This is a genomic window from Shewanella donghaensis (genome assembly GCF_007567505.1).
In the GTDB taxonomy this organism is placed as follows: Bacteria; Pseudomonadota; Gammaproteobacteria; order Enterobacterales; family Shewanellaceae; genus Shewanella; species Shewanella donghaensis.
In genome coordinates this window covers 4463190-4481484 of the sequence record NZ_CP041783.1, presented here as the reverse complement: position 1 = coordinate 4481484, position 18295 = coordinate 4463190, and the positions used below count along the sequence as shown (strand labels likewise).

Genomic DNA, 18295 nt, shown 5'->3' with positions numbered 1-18295 from the left:
TGAGCTCTCCCCATTGAATTTTGATTTAATTGCGCCATCATTTTTTTGTTATTAATTTGATGACTCATCACAGGTAATAACTTGATATTATTATTTTTTTGATTACATGGCATAAGTGAACCCCAAGTAATATTCGCGGCCAAAGTATTGAATTGTGCCTGTCTTGTTTTCAGTGCCGAAGTAACTTTTTGTAGGCTCATCGGTCAAGTTATTCACTTGGAACAACACGCCTAACCCATCAGTTACTTGGTAGGACGCTTGGTAATCAACAACAGTTTCTCCATCAAAGTTCACCACTTGCTCATTAATCGCCACTTGTTCTGATACAAAATCATCGCGGAAACGTCCGCTTAAACGTGTTTCAAAACCTTCGTAAGAGTAAAATAGCGTTGCACTCACCACGTTATTCGATAAACCAGGTAAATCTTGGGTCGATGTATCGCCACCTAAGTTGGTAATCGATTCAACTTCTGATTCGGTATAAGAATAACTTGCGTTAAAGCCCAAGCCTGACCAACCCGCTGGTAGTGATGCAAATACGTGGGTATAGGCTAGCTCTAAACCACGGATGTAACCGCCCTCGGCATTATTGACTGCTGTGGTATAAGTGCCATTGGTGGTTTCAATTTGTTCACCACTGTCTTCATCGATGATGTAATCAGGAACGTTGAATCCATTGCCTTTAAAGTCAAAGTTCTCAATTGCAACCGTATCAATGAACGAGTCGATATTTTTGTAGAAAAGCGCAGCAACTACGGCACCTTCATCAAAATAGTACTCATATGATAAGTCGTATTGATCAGCATAAAATGGCATTAAGAATGGGTTGTTGGTACTTGAACCATTTATCTCACCGTCATCAGAAACTGAAGCACTAATATCACCAGCAAGACGATTTATTGGAGGTCGAGACATCACTTTGGCAGCAGCAAAGCGAACTTGTGAGTCATCTGAAACTTTAAAGTTTAGATTGATTGAAGGTAAGTAATCGGTGTAATCAACACCTTGCACTGTTGGCGCATAGTTTTGGTTAATGATGCCAATTTCATCGGTAATGTTTTGGGCACCTAATTCTGGGTTACCCTCAACATTTTGCAGCATAGTTGCTGATTGATCAGTGTTGACCACACGGACACCAAAGTTACCTGTTATTGGCAGACCGCCAATCTCTGTATTGATGTTAGCCATCACATACCCAGATAACACTTCTTCATACACTTCACCACTTTGCAGTACTGACCATGAATAGTTCGTGGTATAACCTTTTGAATCAATGACGCCACCAGCATTACCCCAAGTTTGTACAGGATCTGGTGTTCCATCTGGGAACCAAGCATTCAAGGCTTTATCTAAATCAATCGCAAGGTAAGACGGGAAGTATGAAAAGTCACCTTCCCAATCAACAACCGTAGTCATATCTTCAGTTAATTGTAATGGAGGCTCTGATTTTGAAAATGCACCATCGTTACCATATTCAAATACCGAACGGTCATTTGAGTAAGTTCGGTCAGAATAACGTGCGCCAAACTCAACGCTAGAGATAAATTCATTATCTAGCTCATAGGTGAAATCTAGTCGATAAGCCTTAACTTCATCTTCGTTCTCAAACGGATAGATACCGTATTTACTGACCATGACTCTATCAATATCAGAAAAAGCATCTGCCTGATTAAAGCCAACATCGGGTAAATCTAAGCCATTTAGTAAATAACTCATCGAAACGTTTTCATCAAAAATAGGCTTATCAGCATTGGCATCAACTGCGACATTTGACCAAAGTAAGCCGTTTCTAAAATCACTTTTAGCAGCAGACAAAGACACATCCACATTAACGTTTAATCGGTCAGTCACTTGCCAATCGGCATTAACACCAAAACTGTCAACTTCATCAAAATCTTGATTATCATCGTTAACTATTTCAACGCGGGTATAGCTTTTAGATGTTCGGTTAAACGTGCCACCGACAACAGAATTACCATCAAAGGTTGGGTTGGATACACTGGCGTCACGACCGCCAAATTTAGCTCTAAATCCTCGGGCAAATGATTCACTGTCAAAACGAGACATGAAGGCATCCGCTTTTAAGACAAAATTGTCAACCGGAGCCCACTCAATCGCGGCCATATAACCATTACGGATTTCTACACCGCCTAGGTGCTGAACTTCAAAACCTTCACTGATGTATTCGTTTGCAGGGTTATCTTCTGGGCCATTAATATCGCCATCGATGCCATCCACATCTTTGGAGTCATTGTAAGCAAGACCAATAAATTGCGTTGCTACGCTGGGCTGCTCTAAACGGGCATAACCCACAGCGACTCCCAAGGTATCTTCAAGAAACTTACCCTGATATGAAAAACTTAACCGGGAACCAAAATCTTCAGCACCAAAAACTTCATCCGCACGATCGTTGTACATACCACGAACATTTGCGGTAAAGCTGTGTTGTTTGTCTTTGCTTAATGGGCTGACAGTAGAAAGTTCAACAGTACCAGCAACGCCACCTTCAATTAATGACGCTTTTGGTGACTTATAAACCGCTGCTGAACTGATTAATTCTGAAGGGTATTGGTCGAACTCAATACTACGAGAGCCACTAGTAGAAACTTGTTCGCGGCCATTAAGTGTTGAAAAGACAAAACCACCGGACATACCACGAATATTAATTTCAGCGGCTTGACCACCGGTACGCACCGCTGAAATACCCGGTAAACGCGTTAATGCATCAGCCATTGATACATCAGGTAATGCCCCCAAGTCATCGGCAGACAGTTGCTCGGATACTGTATCACCGTAGCGCTTTGCATTTAAAGAATCGATAAGGCTTCGGCTGTAGCCGGTCACACTAATCACTTCAATATCTGAATCTTCTTCATTGCTCGCTTTAGCATTATTTGCAACAACATTTTGAGCATTGCTGTTATTGGTCGTGGTTTTATTTTGATTATTAACCGCATCAGCGACCTGTGTTTTTTCTGTGTTTATTTCATCGGCAGCTAACGCGATATCGGAAGTAAAAACAAATCCGACTCCTGCAGCAGCTAGCGCTAGCGATAACACACTAGGTTTACAATTGAACATTGAGTTTCCCCTCATCGTACTGACTTTATAGTCACCCAACATTCAGTTATACAACTCAGACTAATGGAATATCAGGCATTATTATTCAGATATACTAGTCATGGATAAGTATTAGGCTCAATTTACTGCATACGTATTCATAACAATTCATTAACAAGTTAAATATAAAAGTGACTGCTAACTGAATGAAAAACAGCACTAAAAAAGCAAATTTTGATGAATAATTAAATTATCGATGAGGGACTGATTGTTATTTAGATATAAGTGCTATTCATCATCGCTATAGCATTTACATCTAGCCTAGTAATTAAATATCTAAGCTTTAGTAGATTTCAAAACTCACTCAGGTAGAATACTTTTTCAGCTAAAAATGTCTGAATGATTTTCTATTCTCTTATTTGAATTTATTCTCATTAAGCATTTGAAATTGTTAATAAAGGATAAATTGATGGGTTTTAAGTTAACGGTAAAATGGCAAGCAGATCATTTTGACCATGCCGCGCCAGAGTTTAACCGAGATCACCAAATCGAATTTGGTTCAGGTCAAGTGGTTCAAGCCTCTTCAGCACCTGAATACAAGGGAAATGAGGCAAATGTTAATCCTGAAGAGAGTTTGTTAGCAGCATTATCTTCTTGTCATATGCTGACATTTTTAGCGATTGCACATTTGAAACGCTTAACAGTTGAAACCTATGTTGATAATGCCAAGGCTGAACTGGGGAAAAGTGACAATGGAAAACTGTCTGTCACCAAGATGACCTTAAACCCTGAAATTACGTTTGTTGAAGGGGTGGAAGTTAGCCAGGAAGTGATTAAAAAAATCCATGAAAAAGCCCATGCAAATTGCTTTATTGCCAATAGCGTTAAATCAGAAGTTGAAATTAACGGCTAATATTTCAAAGTGTATTTGTATTGAAAAACCATTATTTTGAATTGATGCCGATATTTTAAGAAGACTTGAACAATCACGTAGATGAAAGTTAACCCGCACCAATACTTTGGTAAGGGCTTTTATAGCTGTTCAAGAGCCGGGGCTCGTTCATGTATTAGTTAAAGGTGTTGCTACGATCATCGATGCTATTGCTTCCAAGTAGATCGAATAGGCACTGTTAAATAAGACAATCATCCGAGATCGCAGTTTCATGGGCAGCTGGCTGGATATCTTGCCCTTTGAATGAGACGGATAAAGAGACCATTACACTTCAACCTAGAAATAACGATTGGCTTCATGTGGAACCTAGTGAACCTATTAATTGCTAACATAACTTAGGGAATACAAATTTAATCAACGCCTTGTCTTGAGCAAGTTTTATGAGACAATTGTGAAATTGCACGCACCACTGTAATGGTTAATATCTCTGTGCTTAACAGCAAAATGCCAATCAGTTTGGCTTTATTTACAAACATTCAAACCATCCCCTCAGCATCGACTCATTAGTCTTATATTGACTGAAATCAAGCGAACTGGACAATGCTAAGTTAGAAAGACAGCTTACTTTGGTATTACGCTCGATTACCTTCCCTGCTGAAGATGTCGGAATAATGACCACTATCTGGTCAATAGATTTTTTACCAAGCTAATGCCCTAGCTCACAGTTAACGTTTAAAGCAAATGCCCACTTATTTAGTGGGCGTTTTTTGTGCTGTAGTGTTGAGAACAGTGTGACTTCACCCTCACATGCTAGCTTTGGCGTGTAAAACGATAAGATTGAATCTGTACTTCTTTGCCTTCAATTTGAGTAAAGCTGTCAACTAAGAACACATCTTTGCCTACAAACCTCAGCTCAAGGCGCATTTTATTTCTATCATTACCTGAGTAGGTCTCGCCGTTAACCCCAACAGGGTAATAACTGTACCTTCCGTGTTCACTCACTTCACCAACAAAGTTTAGCTTTTGATTACCATTGAAATTAGTCTCAATTTGGTAACCCTCCTCAGCGCTATAAGCTAAATCAACTTTGCCTGCTAAAGCCTGCTGATCACCATTAACAATCAAGTTATCAACCGAAAGCTGCGTCGCTGTCGTTTTTATCAATGAGCCTTGCGCTTCTGCTGTCGCTTCAATACGATTACCTTCACTATTTAGAGCCCAGATATTCACCTGCCATTGGCCGCTAAAGTTATCTAACTTATCCCAAGTCGCTGGTTGTTGATTAGCTTGTGCGTTTGATTGTGCGTTGCCTGAGATACCGTTAGCTGACAAACCGTTAATATTAATACTCTTACTGGCGTTTTCATTTCTATAGTCTTCTCTATCATTTGCATAATCAGCTCCAGCTCCCGCTACGCCACCCGCTGCAGCGCCAACAGCAGCACCTTTGAGCGCTAAACTTGCATCACCTGCAGCTGCGCCCATAGCTAATCCTAAAATCGCACCACCAGCGATACCCGTTTTCATACCGCGGTTACTTTTTTCGCTACCGTCTTCATTCACAGCACCTGAATTTGCACAGGCACTCAATAAAGACATACTTGCCACTACCAGAATCATCTTGGTCGATTTAATCATATTAATGCCCTCTGTATTATTGATAGCTAAGTAATGGCTCAAAGTAATACCAACCATTGCTGCTTTGTTGGACATCATTAAATCAAATTGACGGGGAACACATTAGGGCATGCTAACGAAAAAAATTTTCCATCATGCCTAGATAACCATTAATAAGCAGTGTTAACTTAGACTTTAAGTACTTTGATCAACAGCTAAAGTTTCTGAAATAAGAAAAGGAAAGCTAATGCGTGCTAACACATTCAAAGATATCGCTGAGTACATTGTAACGAGAAGGTCGGAATCAGGAGACTCGCAAGAGTCATTAGCGATAAAACTTGCCGCATATGATGTGCTGTTTGAAAACTTGGATTCGTTAACGATTAGTCGTTGGGAGCGTGGAAAAATAAGCCCGAATCTGATTAGACAAGTCTCATTAATCGAGTTTTTTAATGACCAGCCCCAACAGTTACTTTGTGACGCCGCATTTGAGTTAAAACAGCTTCCCTCTATAAATAGTTTTTTAAAAATGATGGGGCAACAACTTAATTACAATCATGTTATGGGGGCTCATCCCTACATATCTCAAGATACCATCAGTTTCGATAAACTAAGTAAAAATGCCGACGAAGCCGAAAGTATGTATGGCTGGATAGCCAACTATCATACCAATTTAACCAAAGGCCGAGAGATATGGAGCAAATGTTTTATCAAATCACTCGCTCAAGCAGATTCCACAGATGTGTCTTTCTATTTAGTTGATGGTTTACTGGCTGGGCATATTTTTATCATTAAGGTTAGTGAGCCTACTTTTGATGCCCTTTCAAAAAATCAGCTGAATGACCAACAATTAACACCTGAACATTTAATTCCTGCAGACGAACCGGGTTGTTTATATATGCTCAGCACCTATTTAGGCGGTAAACATGTCACCGAAGATTTCTTATCACAACTGTTAGTCACACTTGCCGAAACTAAAAACAATATAGCCTTTGGATATAAAGCTCGTTCAGATATTGGGGTGAAATTAATGGACTTTTTAAGTGGTGAAGTAGTCCATGTAGGAGAAGCTTTGCAAGAAAAAATGGAAGGAGCAAAATACCAAGGAAAGCGTCGCAGTTATGTGTCATTTAAACTGAGACGCCAATCATTAATTTCCAGTAGCTTGTTTCTCAACCTGACCAGAAGCTGCAAGTAATGAAAACAGTAAAGCTCAGCCCCACTAAAGCTCTTTACTCGCCTGTTCTTTCATTGACTTAGCAATTTCTAAATGAGTTTGCGCCGCCGTAATCGCCTTCACCGCACGTGATTTAAACTCACGTTGGTACAAGGTATAAACCACCAATAAACTGGCTATAATCAGCAGAATAGGATTCCAGAACCAACATAACGCCGCCATAGAGAAGTAATAAGAGCGCAAGCCATAATTGTATGAATGAGCCGCTTGGTCGCCAACCGTCGCCATTTGACGCGAATAAGCCGTTAAATTTTTGTTGGTGCCATTACGATCGATAGGCGCGGCACCTATCATGACATTCAAAAAGCCATATTGACGCATAGACCAAGTGAATTGGAAAAAGGCTAATACAAAAATGGATGCCAACATCGCCAGTTTCACCTGTACCAAAGCATGGTTAGGCTCAGCTGAAAACGGAATTGAACTGATCACTTCTTCAAGACGATCGACTTGAGCAAATAAGGTTAATACACCCGCCAATACCAGTAAGGTTGTTGAAGCAAAAAAAGCAATATTTCGCTCTAAGTTAGCAAGAAGCGATGCCTCACCCACACGGATTTCCCTCTTCATGACTTCCGACATCCAATGAATTCGATGTTGATGTAAGCAACGTGCAATACAGTTGGTGGTTTTCGCTTTTTTACGGGCGAAAAAAGTGTAGCCAACCCAGCATGAATAAAAACAGGCTAATGCGACGAAATCGATGAAGGAAAAAAGCATAAGGCTCAATGTATTATTGGATTAATGCTCAATTATGCTACACATTTTAAATCTCATAAATAGCTTTATCAGTAATACCGCAAAAATAATCATTTTAGATAACTAATGAGCGGAATCATTTACCTACCGTAAATTAAATGTTGATATCAGTAGCGATGTGAATTTTGATAACCAAAGTAAGCTGTAAATGTGAGCTAGATTATAAAGCGGTAAAAAGAATTGCATTCCTGGTGTAGCGGAGTATTTTAATGATTAAGACATTGAAAATTTTGAGTTAAACCTGCTGAGTATTAAACCATAATTGTGTCATATACTCAGACTGTAAATAGAAGGATATTTTCATGGTAGATATGGGATTAAAGGTATTATTTGTTCTGGTATTCCTCGTTATTGCCTACAAGCTAATTTTTTCAGGTAGTAGAGGATTAAAAGTTTTTGAAATGCACTTTAAGGACGGAAAGCTCAATAAGCATTCAGGTAAGATTCCAGAATCTTTTCAGCGGGAATGTAAGAATATCGCCAAACACGAAAAACTCACTTGCACCATTCGTGCAGAGAAACTCAATGGGGTGAGATTACATGTTTCAGCGAATGTTGGGGACAAGCTCACGCAAAGAATAAGAAACGTTTTTCCATTTGAATATTATGATAAGAAGCAGCAAGATAATTCGAAATTAAAAGGATAAGCTTATTATCGATAAGTATATAAAAAATAGGTATTTCTTTATTGGAATACCCATTTAACGTTTAAATATGTGAACAAGTTTTGATTTGGTTTATAACTAAGGTTTTTCCTTACAGATAACTAGCGTGACTCTTTAGTAATCACTAACGTTGTTCTTTCTAATAACTAACTTCACTCTTTACTGATAACTAACGTTACCTGAGCAACTGTCATACCAAATTTTATGATGTCACTTTTGTTGATTATGGTATTTTCATCGACCAAGAACATCCAGTCGTCAAAATGAACTTCATACTCAGAATCATCAACCACCAAGTTCATATCATAAGCCCAGCGCAGTGCGCTGCCTCTAGCTTCACCGGTAGCAATACCTAAGATGTCATTTGCCGTTCCTTGATACTGTCCATTACCTAAATCGGTAATTTCCCAGATACGAGTTTGCTTCTCGCCATCGTCATAGATAAACCATTCATTAATGACGCCTTTATTACCTTGCCAGCTTGCTTCCATGGTGACGGTAAACTTCCGAGTGACCGTGCCTGAATAATCCTGCACGATGCCTGCAGCGGTTAGCTTGCCATCAAAAAAAGCACTTAGATTTAACTCTGGGGTAGTTTTATCATAATCTTCAATGGATGCCGATGAGCAAGCGGTTAAAATCATCAATGATGCGGCAACAAATAATGATTTAAACGTTTTTGACGCCAAGATTACTTTAGTCATTTGTAGCTCCAATTAGTTGTTGGCGTAGTTCTGGTCTGCTGGTATTTTCCGATAACCAAATGCCTAAAAACGCTTCTGAGAAACCAGGTTCGAAAATCATAGGCAAAGCTTCATCATTAAAGAAAAACTGCCCTTTACTTTGTTCATGCATCATAAAGCTTAATTTGTCGCCCTCTTTCACGTCGGGCCAGGCATCTTCAATTTGCGCTTGCAGAAGGGGAATTAAACTTTCATCAATACCAATGTGCTGCCATTGCTCTACAGTGGCTTCAATTAAGTCTGCAGCTTCAATATCTCTGTGGTATTGGATTTCTAATTTAAGCGGGAATTGCTTTGTTTGATATTGACCATCAATAGACATTAATTTTGCGCTGTAGACAGAAAACCACAGTAAATCCATATCGGCGGTTCCGACCATTTTTAAATCTACAGCATCTATTGTCTCAATCATTTCAATATCGACTGCGGTTGAAGCTGCATCCTTTAAATCAGAGCTTATATCAGAGGTTTCTGTCGAGGCTAAAGCACTTAAACTAAACACTGAAAGTAGTCCTGCTATTGCAGTATTAATAAAAACAGATGAACTAGTTAACCCTGTTATTTTACGCATGATGTTTAACTCCAAGAACCTAATGTTTATCACTACCACAGTATCCAAGTACCAATGGCAAGGTAGCCTTTAAATATACTGACCAGTTTCTTTAATGGGTTGTTTACTACGAATAACCAGCGATATTTTTAAACACAAAGGGAACAACAAACACCAAATAAGAAATAACACACCCGACGTAAAAGCGGTGCCGTAAGGTAACGAAACAGCACCGAGATTAGCCCCACCAATGTAACTTAAACTGCCAAATATGCCTCCCAGTAATGCTTGTATCGCTACAGGTAAAGCATTAAACAGTGACAGGCTGTAATTGAGTGAGATAGCAAAATATCCCCACAGTAGTAATAACCAAATAGGCAATTGCGTAAATTCAAATATCCCAACTGCGGCGAGTAAAGAGTCAGACAACACACCTATGACGACAACACTGAACATCACTTTGGCATCTATCACCTTTTGCGGGCTCACCACAAAATGCCACACCACCAATAAAGCTGGAATTAGTATTAATTGATTACCAGCAAGTACCCCCGCCCACCAAATAACTTGGAAGGCGAGAATGTTGATGAGGTTATTATGGTTAGCCGTCGTCATAAGCTACACGCCACTTGCTAAGCTAGTACGGTATTGTGGTCTAACCGCCACAAGATGCACAGCACTAGTGGTTCTCTCTAAAAAACCACCTTCGCAATAGCTGAGATAAAACTTCCACATTCTAATAAAGTCATCGCCGTAGCCGAGTTCCTTAATTCTGTCTTGGGCTTTATCAAACTTCTCATGCCAATGCAGTAACGTCTGAGCGTAATCTTTACCAATATCATTAACTGACCAAACAACCATATCGGTCTTTTTGGCAATATGTTTATTCATCTCACTCACTGATGGTAAACAACCACCTGGAAATATATAGCGTTGAATAAAGTCGACACTTTTTCGGTAACCATCATAGCGTTGGTCCGCAATAGTGATTGCTTGAATCAACATACGGCCATTGGGTTTGAGTAAGGTTTCTAACTTTTTGAAAAAACCTGGAAGGTATTCATGTCCTACAGCTTCAATCATTTCAATAGAAACAACTCGGTCATATTCACCGGTTAAAATACGATAATCGTCCTTTAACAGTGTGACCTTGTCATTTAAGCCTTCTTTCTCTACTCGTTCAAAAGCATAATCATATTGCGCATCAGAAATCGTTGTCGTCGTTACCGTGACGTCAAAATGTTTTGCAGCGTAAATGGCTAATGCCCCCCAACCGGTGCCGACTTCAAGCAAGGTCTGCCCTGGTTGTAGATCAAGACGTTCACAAATTGTTTGTAACTTATGAAGCTGCGCTTCTTCCAAACTCGCATCAGCTTGTGGATATAGTGCACTTGAATAAAGCATTTCTTTATCAAGGAATTGCTCATACATTGGGTTACCAAGATCATAATGGGCCAGAATATTACGCTTAGAGCCCTCTGATGAATTACGGTTAAACAAATGACCAATACGATTCATACCGACACTGAACCATGAGAAGTAACGTTCAATGTTATCCAGCAAAGCGAGATTACGGGCAAATAACTGCACCACTTTAGTTAAATCAGGACTCGACCAGTGACCTTGAATGTAAGCTTCACCAGCGCCAATTGAACCACCCCAAATGATTTGCTTATAGAAACTAGGGTGCGACACTTGCATGGTAGCGTGTAAGTCAGATTCAACGTTACCAAAGGTGAGACTTTGCTCAGGTGCAGAGCTAGTCGCGTTATCAGAACTCACAATAGTAAGATATCCATCAGATAAATGGGCTAATGCTTTTAATAAGATTTTTTTAGCAAAACTGTCAGAGATAGTTTCTTGCACTAAATGAGTATTGGTTGCCGTATTTTCCATGTATATCTCCGCTTGCTACTTATATTTTTTTATGTGCTAACTGATTACTGGATACTCGTTTTATATGAGCACTTAAATCGCTATTACTTATTCAGTACGTACCAAATAATGATTTGGATTAATTTAAGTTTGTGGATGTGGAATAAAAGGAATTCGTTTGATAAATATTTTCAGCGCTTGCCAATAAATCCCTAACATTATCTTTAATGTCATCATCGGAAAACCGAGCAGCATACTGCGAATATTCTTAGCATTAAAATCCTTTTTCTTAAGGAGCAAACTCGCGTCAAACAGCTTGTTATCCTCATCATCCCGATTCTGAATAGTGACATTTAAGCGTTTACTCGGCGCAATCACTTTCCACCAATAATGCATATCAAGATCCATAAAAGGCGATACATGAAAGACTTTGTCAGTGGTGGTCGTTTCATTAAGGTTTACCAGATAGCAGTGTCTTTGATCCCACGGCGTATTACTCACCTCTGCTAACATGTAAACAGCTTCATCACCTTGATAACAAAAATAAAAATTAACCGGACTAAAATAAAAACCAAAGTGTCTCACTTGCCCAGCAAAGACCACCCTATCGCACTCGATTTCAGCACCAAGCTTTTCAATCGCCCATAACACCCTTTGCTTGAGCGCCTGATGACGACTGACTTTATCATTAACCTTCTGATCAACTGGTGCTTTGCTATTAATGGCAGCATCACTATTAAGACTAGTCGTATCAAACTGATTTTCAAGTGCATTTAAATAATCGTCAGCTTTGAATGTTAATGCTGCTTTTTTAGTATCACTAAATACTCGGCTAACTTTAGTGAGTGCATCGACTTCATCTAAATCAATTGCCAACATCGCGATACCGTAAGTGAAGCTGTGATTTTTAGGCGTAAAACGCCTATGAATCACTTCCCCATGATAAATACCGCTGTTGAATTCACTCATAAGCTAATGCCGAAATGGTTACAGACATCGAGTGCACTATGCACGCCATCTTCATGGAAACCGTTATACCAATATGCACCAGCAAAATGAGTGTGGTTAACGCCGCAAATACGTTTACGTTCGCCTTGCGCTTTCATGCTCGACTCATTAAACACCGGATGGGCATAATTGAATTTTCTGAGTATTTTGGTCTCATCAATTAAATCAGTCTGGTTCAAGGTGACACAAAAAGTCGGTGCATCTTTCGGTAAGCGCTGCAAAATATTCATGTTGTAGGTAACACTTGCTGGCCTATCGGCAATTTCAGCAGCATCCTTTCCTTCTAAGCGGTAATTCCAACTTGCCCAGGCAGCTTTGCGTTTAGGCAATAAATTAGTGTCGGTATGCAATACCACCTCGTTATTTTGATATTCCATCGCGCTCAATACTTCTTTTTCATCCTGGCTAGCGTCTTTAAGCATCGCTAGCGCTTGATCGCTATGACAAGCTAGAATCACTTCATCAAAACACTGCACTTCACCATCGTTGATTCGAATATTAATACCGTCTTCTTTACGCTCAATAGACGTCACCCCAGAGTTTAAAAATAAGCGTTCTTTAAAAGGTGCAATAAGAGCTGGAATATAACTACGTGAGCCACCTTTGAGGACATACCACTGCGGGCGGTCACTAATGTTTAATAAACCGTGGTTGTGGAAGAATCGAATAAAAAAGCGTAGTGAGAACTGTCTCATGTCTTTGATGCTAGAAGACCAAATAGCGGCGCCCATAGGTAAGATATAATGTTCGCTAAAGAAAGCCGAAAAACCTTGGGTATCAAGAAATTCCCCAAGACTATTAATCGTGTAGTTATCTGATTCGAAAATGGCTTTGCATTCATTATTAAATCGGACAATTTCAGCGAGAAAGCGATAAAAATCAGGTTTGAATAAATTACGGCGCTGGGCAAACATACTCCATAAAGTATGACCGTTAAATTCCAGCCCAGTTTGCACATTACGTACACTAAAGCTCATTTCAGTTGGCAGTGACTCAACGTCTATTTTTGCCATTAACTTTTGAAATCGTGGATAGGTTCTATCATTGAAAACAATAAAACCACTGTCGATAGCATAGGATTTACCGGCAACGTCAACATCGATTGTCGCTGTATGCCCACCAATATAATCATTAGCTTCAAAAACAGTAACCTGGTGTATTTCACTGAGTAAATGTGCACAAGTTAATCCTGAAATACCTGATCCCACAATTGCTATTTTTTTCATATTATTCCTTCAACTCATTATTCTTATTGCTTTAACTACAGTTAAATGGCTTTACAATTTATTGCTTATATCTAACTAACTTTTGGCGCCAACATTTTATTAATCAACGCCGAAGGTAAACACGATAGGCACTTCAATATATAGGTGAAACGCTTAGGGAAGTGGATTTCATTCTTGCCTGTTTTAAGTTCATTAAAAATCGTATTAGCAGCTTCATCAGCAGTTATTTGCATCGGCATCGCAAAATCATTCTTATCCGTTAGCGGCGTTTTTACAAAGCCGGGACAGATAACACTGACCCCGATTCCAAATGCTTTTAAATCAAGACGCAAACTGCTGGCAAGATAATTAACCGCCGCTTTCGAAGCACCATAAGCTTCAGCTTTTGGAAAAGGGAGATACGTTGCACTTGAACTCATTAATGCAACCCTGCCATTAGTGTCAACTAGCGGTAAAAAATGTTCTAAGCAATAACCCATGGCAATGACATTGGTTTGAATGACACGTTCAAATAAAGCCCCGTCAAATCTCATTGGGTTTTCAATATACTCGCAGCTTCCTGCATTTAGAATGACTTGCTGTAATTTTGCGTTGGCCGCTACCAGCTTCTCACTCAAGGTTTGAGCGGCTTGTTGAATTTGCTGTTTATCATTGATGTCAAAGGCCAGCGCAACAGCACCTGTGATGGTATTTAAACGCGCTTCATTACGGCCACATGCAAATACTAAATACCCGTTGGCAACATAATGCTTAGCCAGTGATAAACCAATACCAGAGCTTGCTCCTGTGATTAGCACCGCTTGTTTTACTGCTGGTTGTTTGGCGTGGGATTGAGTCATTATGTTGATGCCTTATTTTTTACCATTTTGATCAGGCTGCCTAATAAGGGGATTTGCTCGTAAAGCATGCTGCCCAGATCAAAATAATCACGGTGAGAGGTAATTTTTTGTGCCGATGTAGTATTAGAATGAGTTTGTTTAGAAAATTTGAGTTGGCTCATACCTTCAACAGAGATTAAATCGCCCTTGTTCAATTTGGGGTGACTATATTGCATTTCCCAGAAAACAGAAGCTTGCTCGTGATTAAAACTAACCTCTTTAATATCAAATTCTATATGGTCAACATTGGCGTAAAGGTTGGCAAAATAAAGGGTGAGTAACTGAATACCTTCAACTTTATGTAGTGGGTCTTGAAACACGACATCATCGCTATAAACTGGCTTTAACAGGTGCAGAGTATCTTTATTCAGCTGCTTATACATACTGATGAAGTCATCAATAATCTTAGGCCTAGCAAGATCATTATTGCTAGCGGGTTCGGTTAAATGACTCACTGTATTGGCAGTAATTGGCATTGATTGCTCCTTTGACAAACTTGAATTAGCGATAGTAATTCAAACTTGGTATCTGGCTAAATCTTCCAAACTTTAACAATAAAAACTGACTGTTAGCTATTGAAGCTACAAGATCATATTAAGCTTAGTTGTAAGATTTGTCCTATGTTTTATCGTTAAAATTTACAATTTATTAATCTATCAAAAATATAATTGCTTCTATGCTAATTTGTACGCATCTGGAGTCAGTGCAGATCAAAATAAAAAAGGCGCTTAGTTTTCACTAAGCGCCTTTTTCGAAACGAATTTTACTTCAATAGTCTGTTTTAATGATCCAATCAATCATCAACTGAAACCTAAAACGAGCTCGAATAACAGGTTCTAATAAAGCCTCTGTTAATAAGCCCGAACATCAAGTCAGTTATTGATAACCTCTAACCGCGATAGGATTCCAATTTTTCTCAACTTCTTCTTTGATTAATTTTTGCTTTTCTTCGCTAAGCTTAACCGTGTCAATACCCACAGCAGCATGAGCAGATTCTTTACTGCTGATATCAGGGTATTGCACTTCGGTAACCTTAAGTAATCTGAGCACTCCCGCAATAGACTCACGAGCAGCGGTAGCTTGCTCAGTCGCTTTAGTTAATAACTCACGACCTTCATCTGGGTTATGAGCATATAAACCATGTGAAGCCATTGCAAAATCCCAACGCCATTGACCATGACGAATACCCATAATGCCTTCATTCATTTGATGCCAATTTGCACCAGCATCCCAAGCGGCTTTGGCTTCGTAATGTGCTTTAACTAACAAGCCTTCAACTTTACGTGCCATAGCATCGATTTCTTGCTTATCACTATTTAGCTTAGCGGTGATTTCATCTTTACTTTGATGACAGCCTTTACAGGTTTGATCAAAATACGGTAATGCTTTATCAACCTTATGACTGGTAAATGTCTCACCTTTTTCATTTTCTTCTGCAGGCATATGACAAGTAATACACGTTACGCCTTGCTCAGCATGCTTACTACGACTCCAATGCTCGAATTCAGGATGACGCGCTTTCAGTATTGGCGTTTTTGAAATAGGGTGGATCCATTCGAAAAAACGACGGGTATCATAGTACTTCTCAATATCATCAGCTGTACTACCGAAGATCCAAGGCATGTTAACTATGTTACTTTTCTCAGGTTGGAAATAATAAGTCACATGGCACTGTCCACACACTTGCGCACCTTGCATTGAAACCGATTGCTTATCAAACGGAATACCCGCTTTGTTCATTGCATTTTGAGCATGGGCTCTTGGTAGCGCTAATTTTGCAGAGCCATCTTCATGGCAATCACTACAATAAACAACGCTGTTAATTTCAGTGCCCACATCGGTGAAGTTTTTAGCTGAATAACCTTCAAAGCCAAGTTCGTTAATCAAACGAGGTGCATCAGGGGTTTTACAGGTCCAGCAACTGGCAGATAAACCCTTCTCACCCGCTTTGGGTGGTACACCTGTTCGCAATGTTTGGGTCACGTCTGCAACTGCAAATTGGTGTCCGCGTGGACTGTGATATTCCTTCGCAAAAGATGAACCCGCCCATAAGATAATATTGGCAGGATATTGCGCTAACATATCTTCGCGCTCTGACTGCTCTTCAGTTGCAGCCCAGGATTCATAATGATCGGGGAATTTAGTTTCAAAGATATCCTTGGCTTCAGTCGCTACCGCGCTGCCAAAAAAACTAAAACCTAATACCACTGATATTGCTTTTACGGTTTTTGAAGAGACACTAATATGCCGAGTAAATACTGTTAAACCTTTCTTCACGATGCTTCCTTAAAATAGCAAACTTGAATAACTTACTTTTTCTGACGCTAATTTTTAATGCTTTAAATGCTAAATATTAAAATGGTTAACCTGGTCGACCATCAATTCGAGGTCGGGATAATATTGGCGCGTAATGAAGTACAAACAAACCAAATGCCATAAACCAAAAACCACCAGCAAGCCACAACCACATTTGAGTGAGTGCCGGCATAACAAGTGGCATCACAGCTCGCAATAATGCCGCTATTGGTAAACATGCAAATGCAAACGCCATGCTAGGACCTTCATAGATATTTCTACTAGTATGCCCTAATGACACCCTTGATATCATAGCCAAACATAAAGATGCGACACATCCCACTGCAAATAGGTGTAATAAGCTTCTATAAGCATAGTCATCATTAATAAACCAACCTAAGCCAAGCAATGATAATGGCAGTGATAAATAAGACACATGTAAAGACCATAGCATTGGCACCGACAGTGTTTTATGAGGTAACCAACGACTAAAGCGCACTAAATGCAATGTACCAGCAGCAAATAATATGGCTTGCTCAACGGCGACCGGTAACACCTTAAATATAGCTTGAGCTACCAAAAGTATCATTAATACTAACAGGGTCTTCTCTAAAATGAATATCGGCTCAGCTTTAGTCTTTTTTAAGCGCATTGCGGTAAAAAATGGAATGACTCTACCACCAACTATAGTAATTAATAGCGCCAGCCAAAATAACATGCCCTGCCAAATTTGATTCGCTAAAATAAAATTGCGCTCACTTAAGGCGTAATAGCTCACAAGATTGACAATGAGCGCAACCATTAACATGATTGAAAAACCAATATTTTGCCATTGCTTAACCCGATAAACACAGCGCCACATAGTGAATGCTGCAATACCTAAAAATACGCTATCAAAGAATGCTGGTAGCACTAATGGAATGTCCATCGGCAACAATAGTAATAACCTTGCTATTAGCCAACTCGCGAAGGTAATCGCAAGCGGTGTGCCTTTAAGACTAGGTTGGTTAGTCCAGGTTTGCACTGCGGTGAGCAGAAAACCACACACTATCGCCATCGCAAAACCAAAAAGTAGCTCGTGCGGATGCCACCACAAAGGCAATACGTTTGCCCAGAAATTACTGTTAAATAGACTGTACTGCGGGGTAAACCACCCCATCAGCCATAAAGGAATATAAAGCATTGCTAATGCCGCACCGCCCAAGAAAAAAGGCCTAAACGCTAATCGCCAAATGGCAGCTGTTTTTTCCGTTTCAGCAGGGTCGTCAATATTTAGCATAGTAATCAAACCTTTTTAGTGAACACTTAACATGCATTTAAAATGTATGTTTATAGTATTATGTTCAGAGCTAAGCATCAATCTTTAAAATCATCTCTGTTACCAACCTAGTTGAAACTGTGATCTCACGCAAAGAATATTTCAAAATCCAAACTAACAAAACAAACAAAACAAACAAAACAAACATATAGCTAACACATAAAGCGAATAA

General features: G+C 39.5%; 17 protein-coding genes. 3 read left to right on the top strand and 14 right to left on the bottom strand.

Annotated elements, in window-relative coordinates; translation table 11 throughout:
• Nucleotides 1-102 precede the first annotated feature (102 nt).
• Nucleotides 103-3081 carry a TonB-dependent receptor gene (locus FPK91_RS19145; RefSeq protein ID WP_144213432.1) on the bottom strand — a complete coding sequence of 993 codons (2979 nt, stop codon included), beginning with the start codon at nt 3079-3081 and terminating at the stop codon, nt 103-105.
• 448 nt (nt 3082-3529) lie between these two features.
• Here FPK91_RS19145 and FPK91_RS19140 point away from each other — a divergent pair, with 448 nt between their 5' ends.
• Nucleotides 3530-3973, top strand: coding sequence for an OsmC family protein (locus FPK91_RS19140; RefSeq protein WP_144213430.1), 444 nt, complete (start codon nt 3530-3532; stop codon nt 3971-3973).
• Nucleotides 3974-4362: 389 nt separating this feature from the next.
• Here FPK91_RS19140 and FPK91_RS21195 read toward each other — a convergent pair whose 3' ends face one another.
• The gene (locus tag FPK91_RS21195; RefSeq protein ID WP_264371771.1) at nt 4363-4488 is read right to left on the bottom strand and encodes a hypothetical protein; all 126 of its coding nucleotides are present in this window, start codon (nt 4486-4488) and stop codon (nt 4363-4365) included.
• 274 nt (nt 4489-4762) lie between these two features.
• Nucleotides 4763-5590, bottom strand: coding sequence for a hypothetical protein (locus tag FPK91_RS19135; protein ID WP_144213428.1), 828 nt, complete (start codon nt 5588-5590; stop codon nt 4763-4765).
• 226 nt (nt 5591-5816) lie between these two features.
• On the opposite strand from FPK91_RS19135, the gene FPK91_RS19130 reads away from it, so the two are divergent.
• Entirely contained in the window at nt 5817-6767 is a 951-nt protein-coding gene (locus FPK91_RS19130; protein ID WP_144213426.1) for a helix-turn-helix domain-containing protein, read from the top strand.
• 24 nt (nt 6768-6791) lie between these two features.
• On the opposite strand, the gene FPK91_RS19125 is transcribed toward FPK91_RS19130, so the two are convergent.
• The gene (locus FPK91_RS19125; protein WP_144213423.1) at nt 6792-7526 is read right to left on the bottom strand and encodes a DUF599 domain-containing protein; all 735 of its coding nucleotides are present in this window, start codon (nt 7524-7526) and stop codon (nt 6792-6794) included.
• A gap of 341 nt (nt 7527-7867) precedes the next feature.
• Here FPK91_RS19125 and FPK91_RS19120 point away from each other — a divergent pair, with 341 nt between their 5' ends.
• The gene (locus tag FPK91_RS19120) at nt 7868-8212 is read left to right on the top strand and encodes a DUF3634 family protein (RefSeq protein ID WP_144213421.1); all 345 of its coding nucleotides are present in this window, start codon (nt 7868-7870) and stop codon (nt 8210-8212) included.
• Nucleotides 8213-8382: 170 nt separating this feature from the next.
• On the opposite strand, the gene FPK91_RS19115 is transcribed toward FPK91_RS19120, so the two are convergent.
• From FPK91_RS19115 to FPK91_RS19070, 10 genes are all read right to left on the bottom strand, one after another.
• Nucleotides 8383-8874: a DUF3833 domain-containing protein gene (locus tag FPK91_RS19115; RefSeq protein ID WP_405127374.1), complete on the bottom strand. Its 492-nt coding sequence runs from the start codon at nt 8872-8874 to the stop codon at nt 8383-8385.
• Between the two features lie 52 nt (nt 8875-8926).
• The gene (locus FPK91_RS19110) at nt 8927-9544 is read right to left on the bottom strand and encodes a chalcone isomerase family protein (RefSeq protein WP_144213417.1); all 618 of its coding nucleotides are present in this window, start codon (nt 9542-9544) and stop codon (nt 8927-8929) included.
• A gap of 69 nt (nt 9545-9613) precedes the next feature.
• Nucleotides 9614-10138, bottom strand: coding sequence for a DUF2878 domain-containing protein (locus FPK91_RS19105; protein WP_144213415.1), 525 nt, complete (start codon nt 10136-10138; stop codon nt 9614-9616).
• A 3-nt stretch (nt 10139-10141) separates the two neighbouring features.
• Entirely contained in the window at nt 10142-11419 is a 1278-nt protein-coding gene (locus FPK91_RS19100; RefSeq protein WP_144213413.1) for an SAM-dependent methyltransferase, read from the bottom strand.
• Nucleotides 11420-11542: 123 nt separating this feature from the next.
• The gene (locus FPK91_RS19095) at nt 11543-12367 is read right to left on the bottom strand and encodes a DUF1365 domain-containing protein (protein ID WP_144213411.1); all 825 of its coding nucleotides are present in this window, start codon (nt 12365-12367) and stop codon (nt 11543-11545) included.
• On the bottom strand, nt 12364-13632 hold the full coding sequence (locus FPK91_RS19090) for an NAD(P)/FAD-dependent oxidoreductase (protein WP_144213409.1): 1269 nt from the start codon (nt 13630-13632) through the stop codon (nt 12364-12366). The genes FPK91_RS19095 and FPK91_RS19090 overlap by 4 nt, the downstream gene beginning before the upstream one ends.
• Before the next feature lie 71 nt (nt 13633-13703).
• Nucleotides 13704-14471: an SDR family NAD(P)-dependent oxidoreductase gene (locus FPK91_RS19085; protein WP_144213407.1), complete on the bottom strand. Its 768-nt coding sequence runs from the start codon at nt 14469-14471 to the stop codon at nt 13704-13706.
• Nucleotides 14471-14986 carry a nuclear transport factor 2 family protein gene (locus FPK91_RS19080; protein WP_144213405.1) on the bottom strand — a complete coding sequence of 172 codons (516 nt, stop codon included), beginning with the start codon at nt 14984-14986 and terminating at the stop codon, nt 14471-14473. The genes FPK91_RS19085 and FPK91_RS19080 overlap by 1 nt, the downstream gene beginning before the upstream one ends.
• A 400-nt stretch (nt 14987-15386) precedes the next feature.
• Nucleotides 15387-16664 (bottom strand): ammonia-forming cytochrome c nitrite reductase subunit c552, encoded by a 1278-nt coding sequence (locus tag FPK91_RS19075; protein ID WP_227006780.1) that lies wholly within the window; start codon nt 16662-16664, stop codon nt 15387-15389.
• A gap of 208 nt (nt 16665-16872) precedes the next feature.
• Nucleotides 16873-18084: an NnrS family protein gene (locus FPK91_RS19070; protein WP_144213401.1), complete on the bottom strand. Its 1212-nt coding sequence runs from the start codon at nt 18082-18084 to the stop codon at nt 16873-16875.
• Nucleotides 18085-18295: the final 211 nt, after the last annotated feature.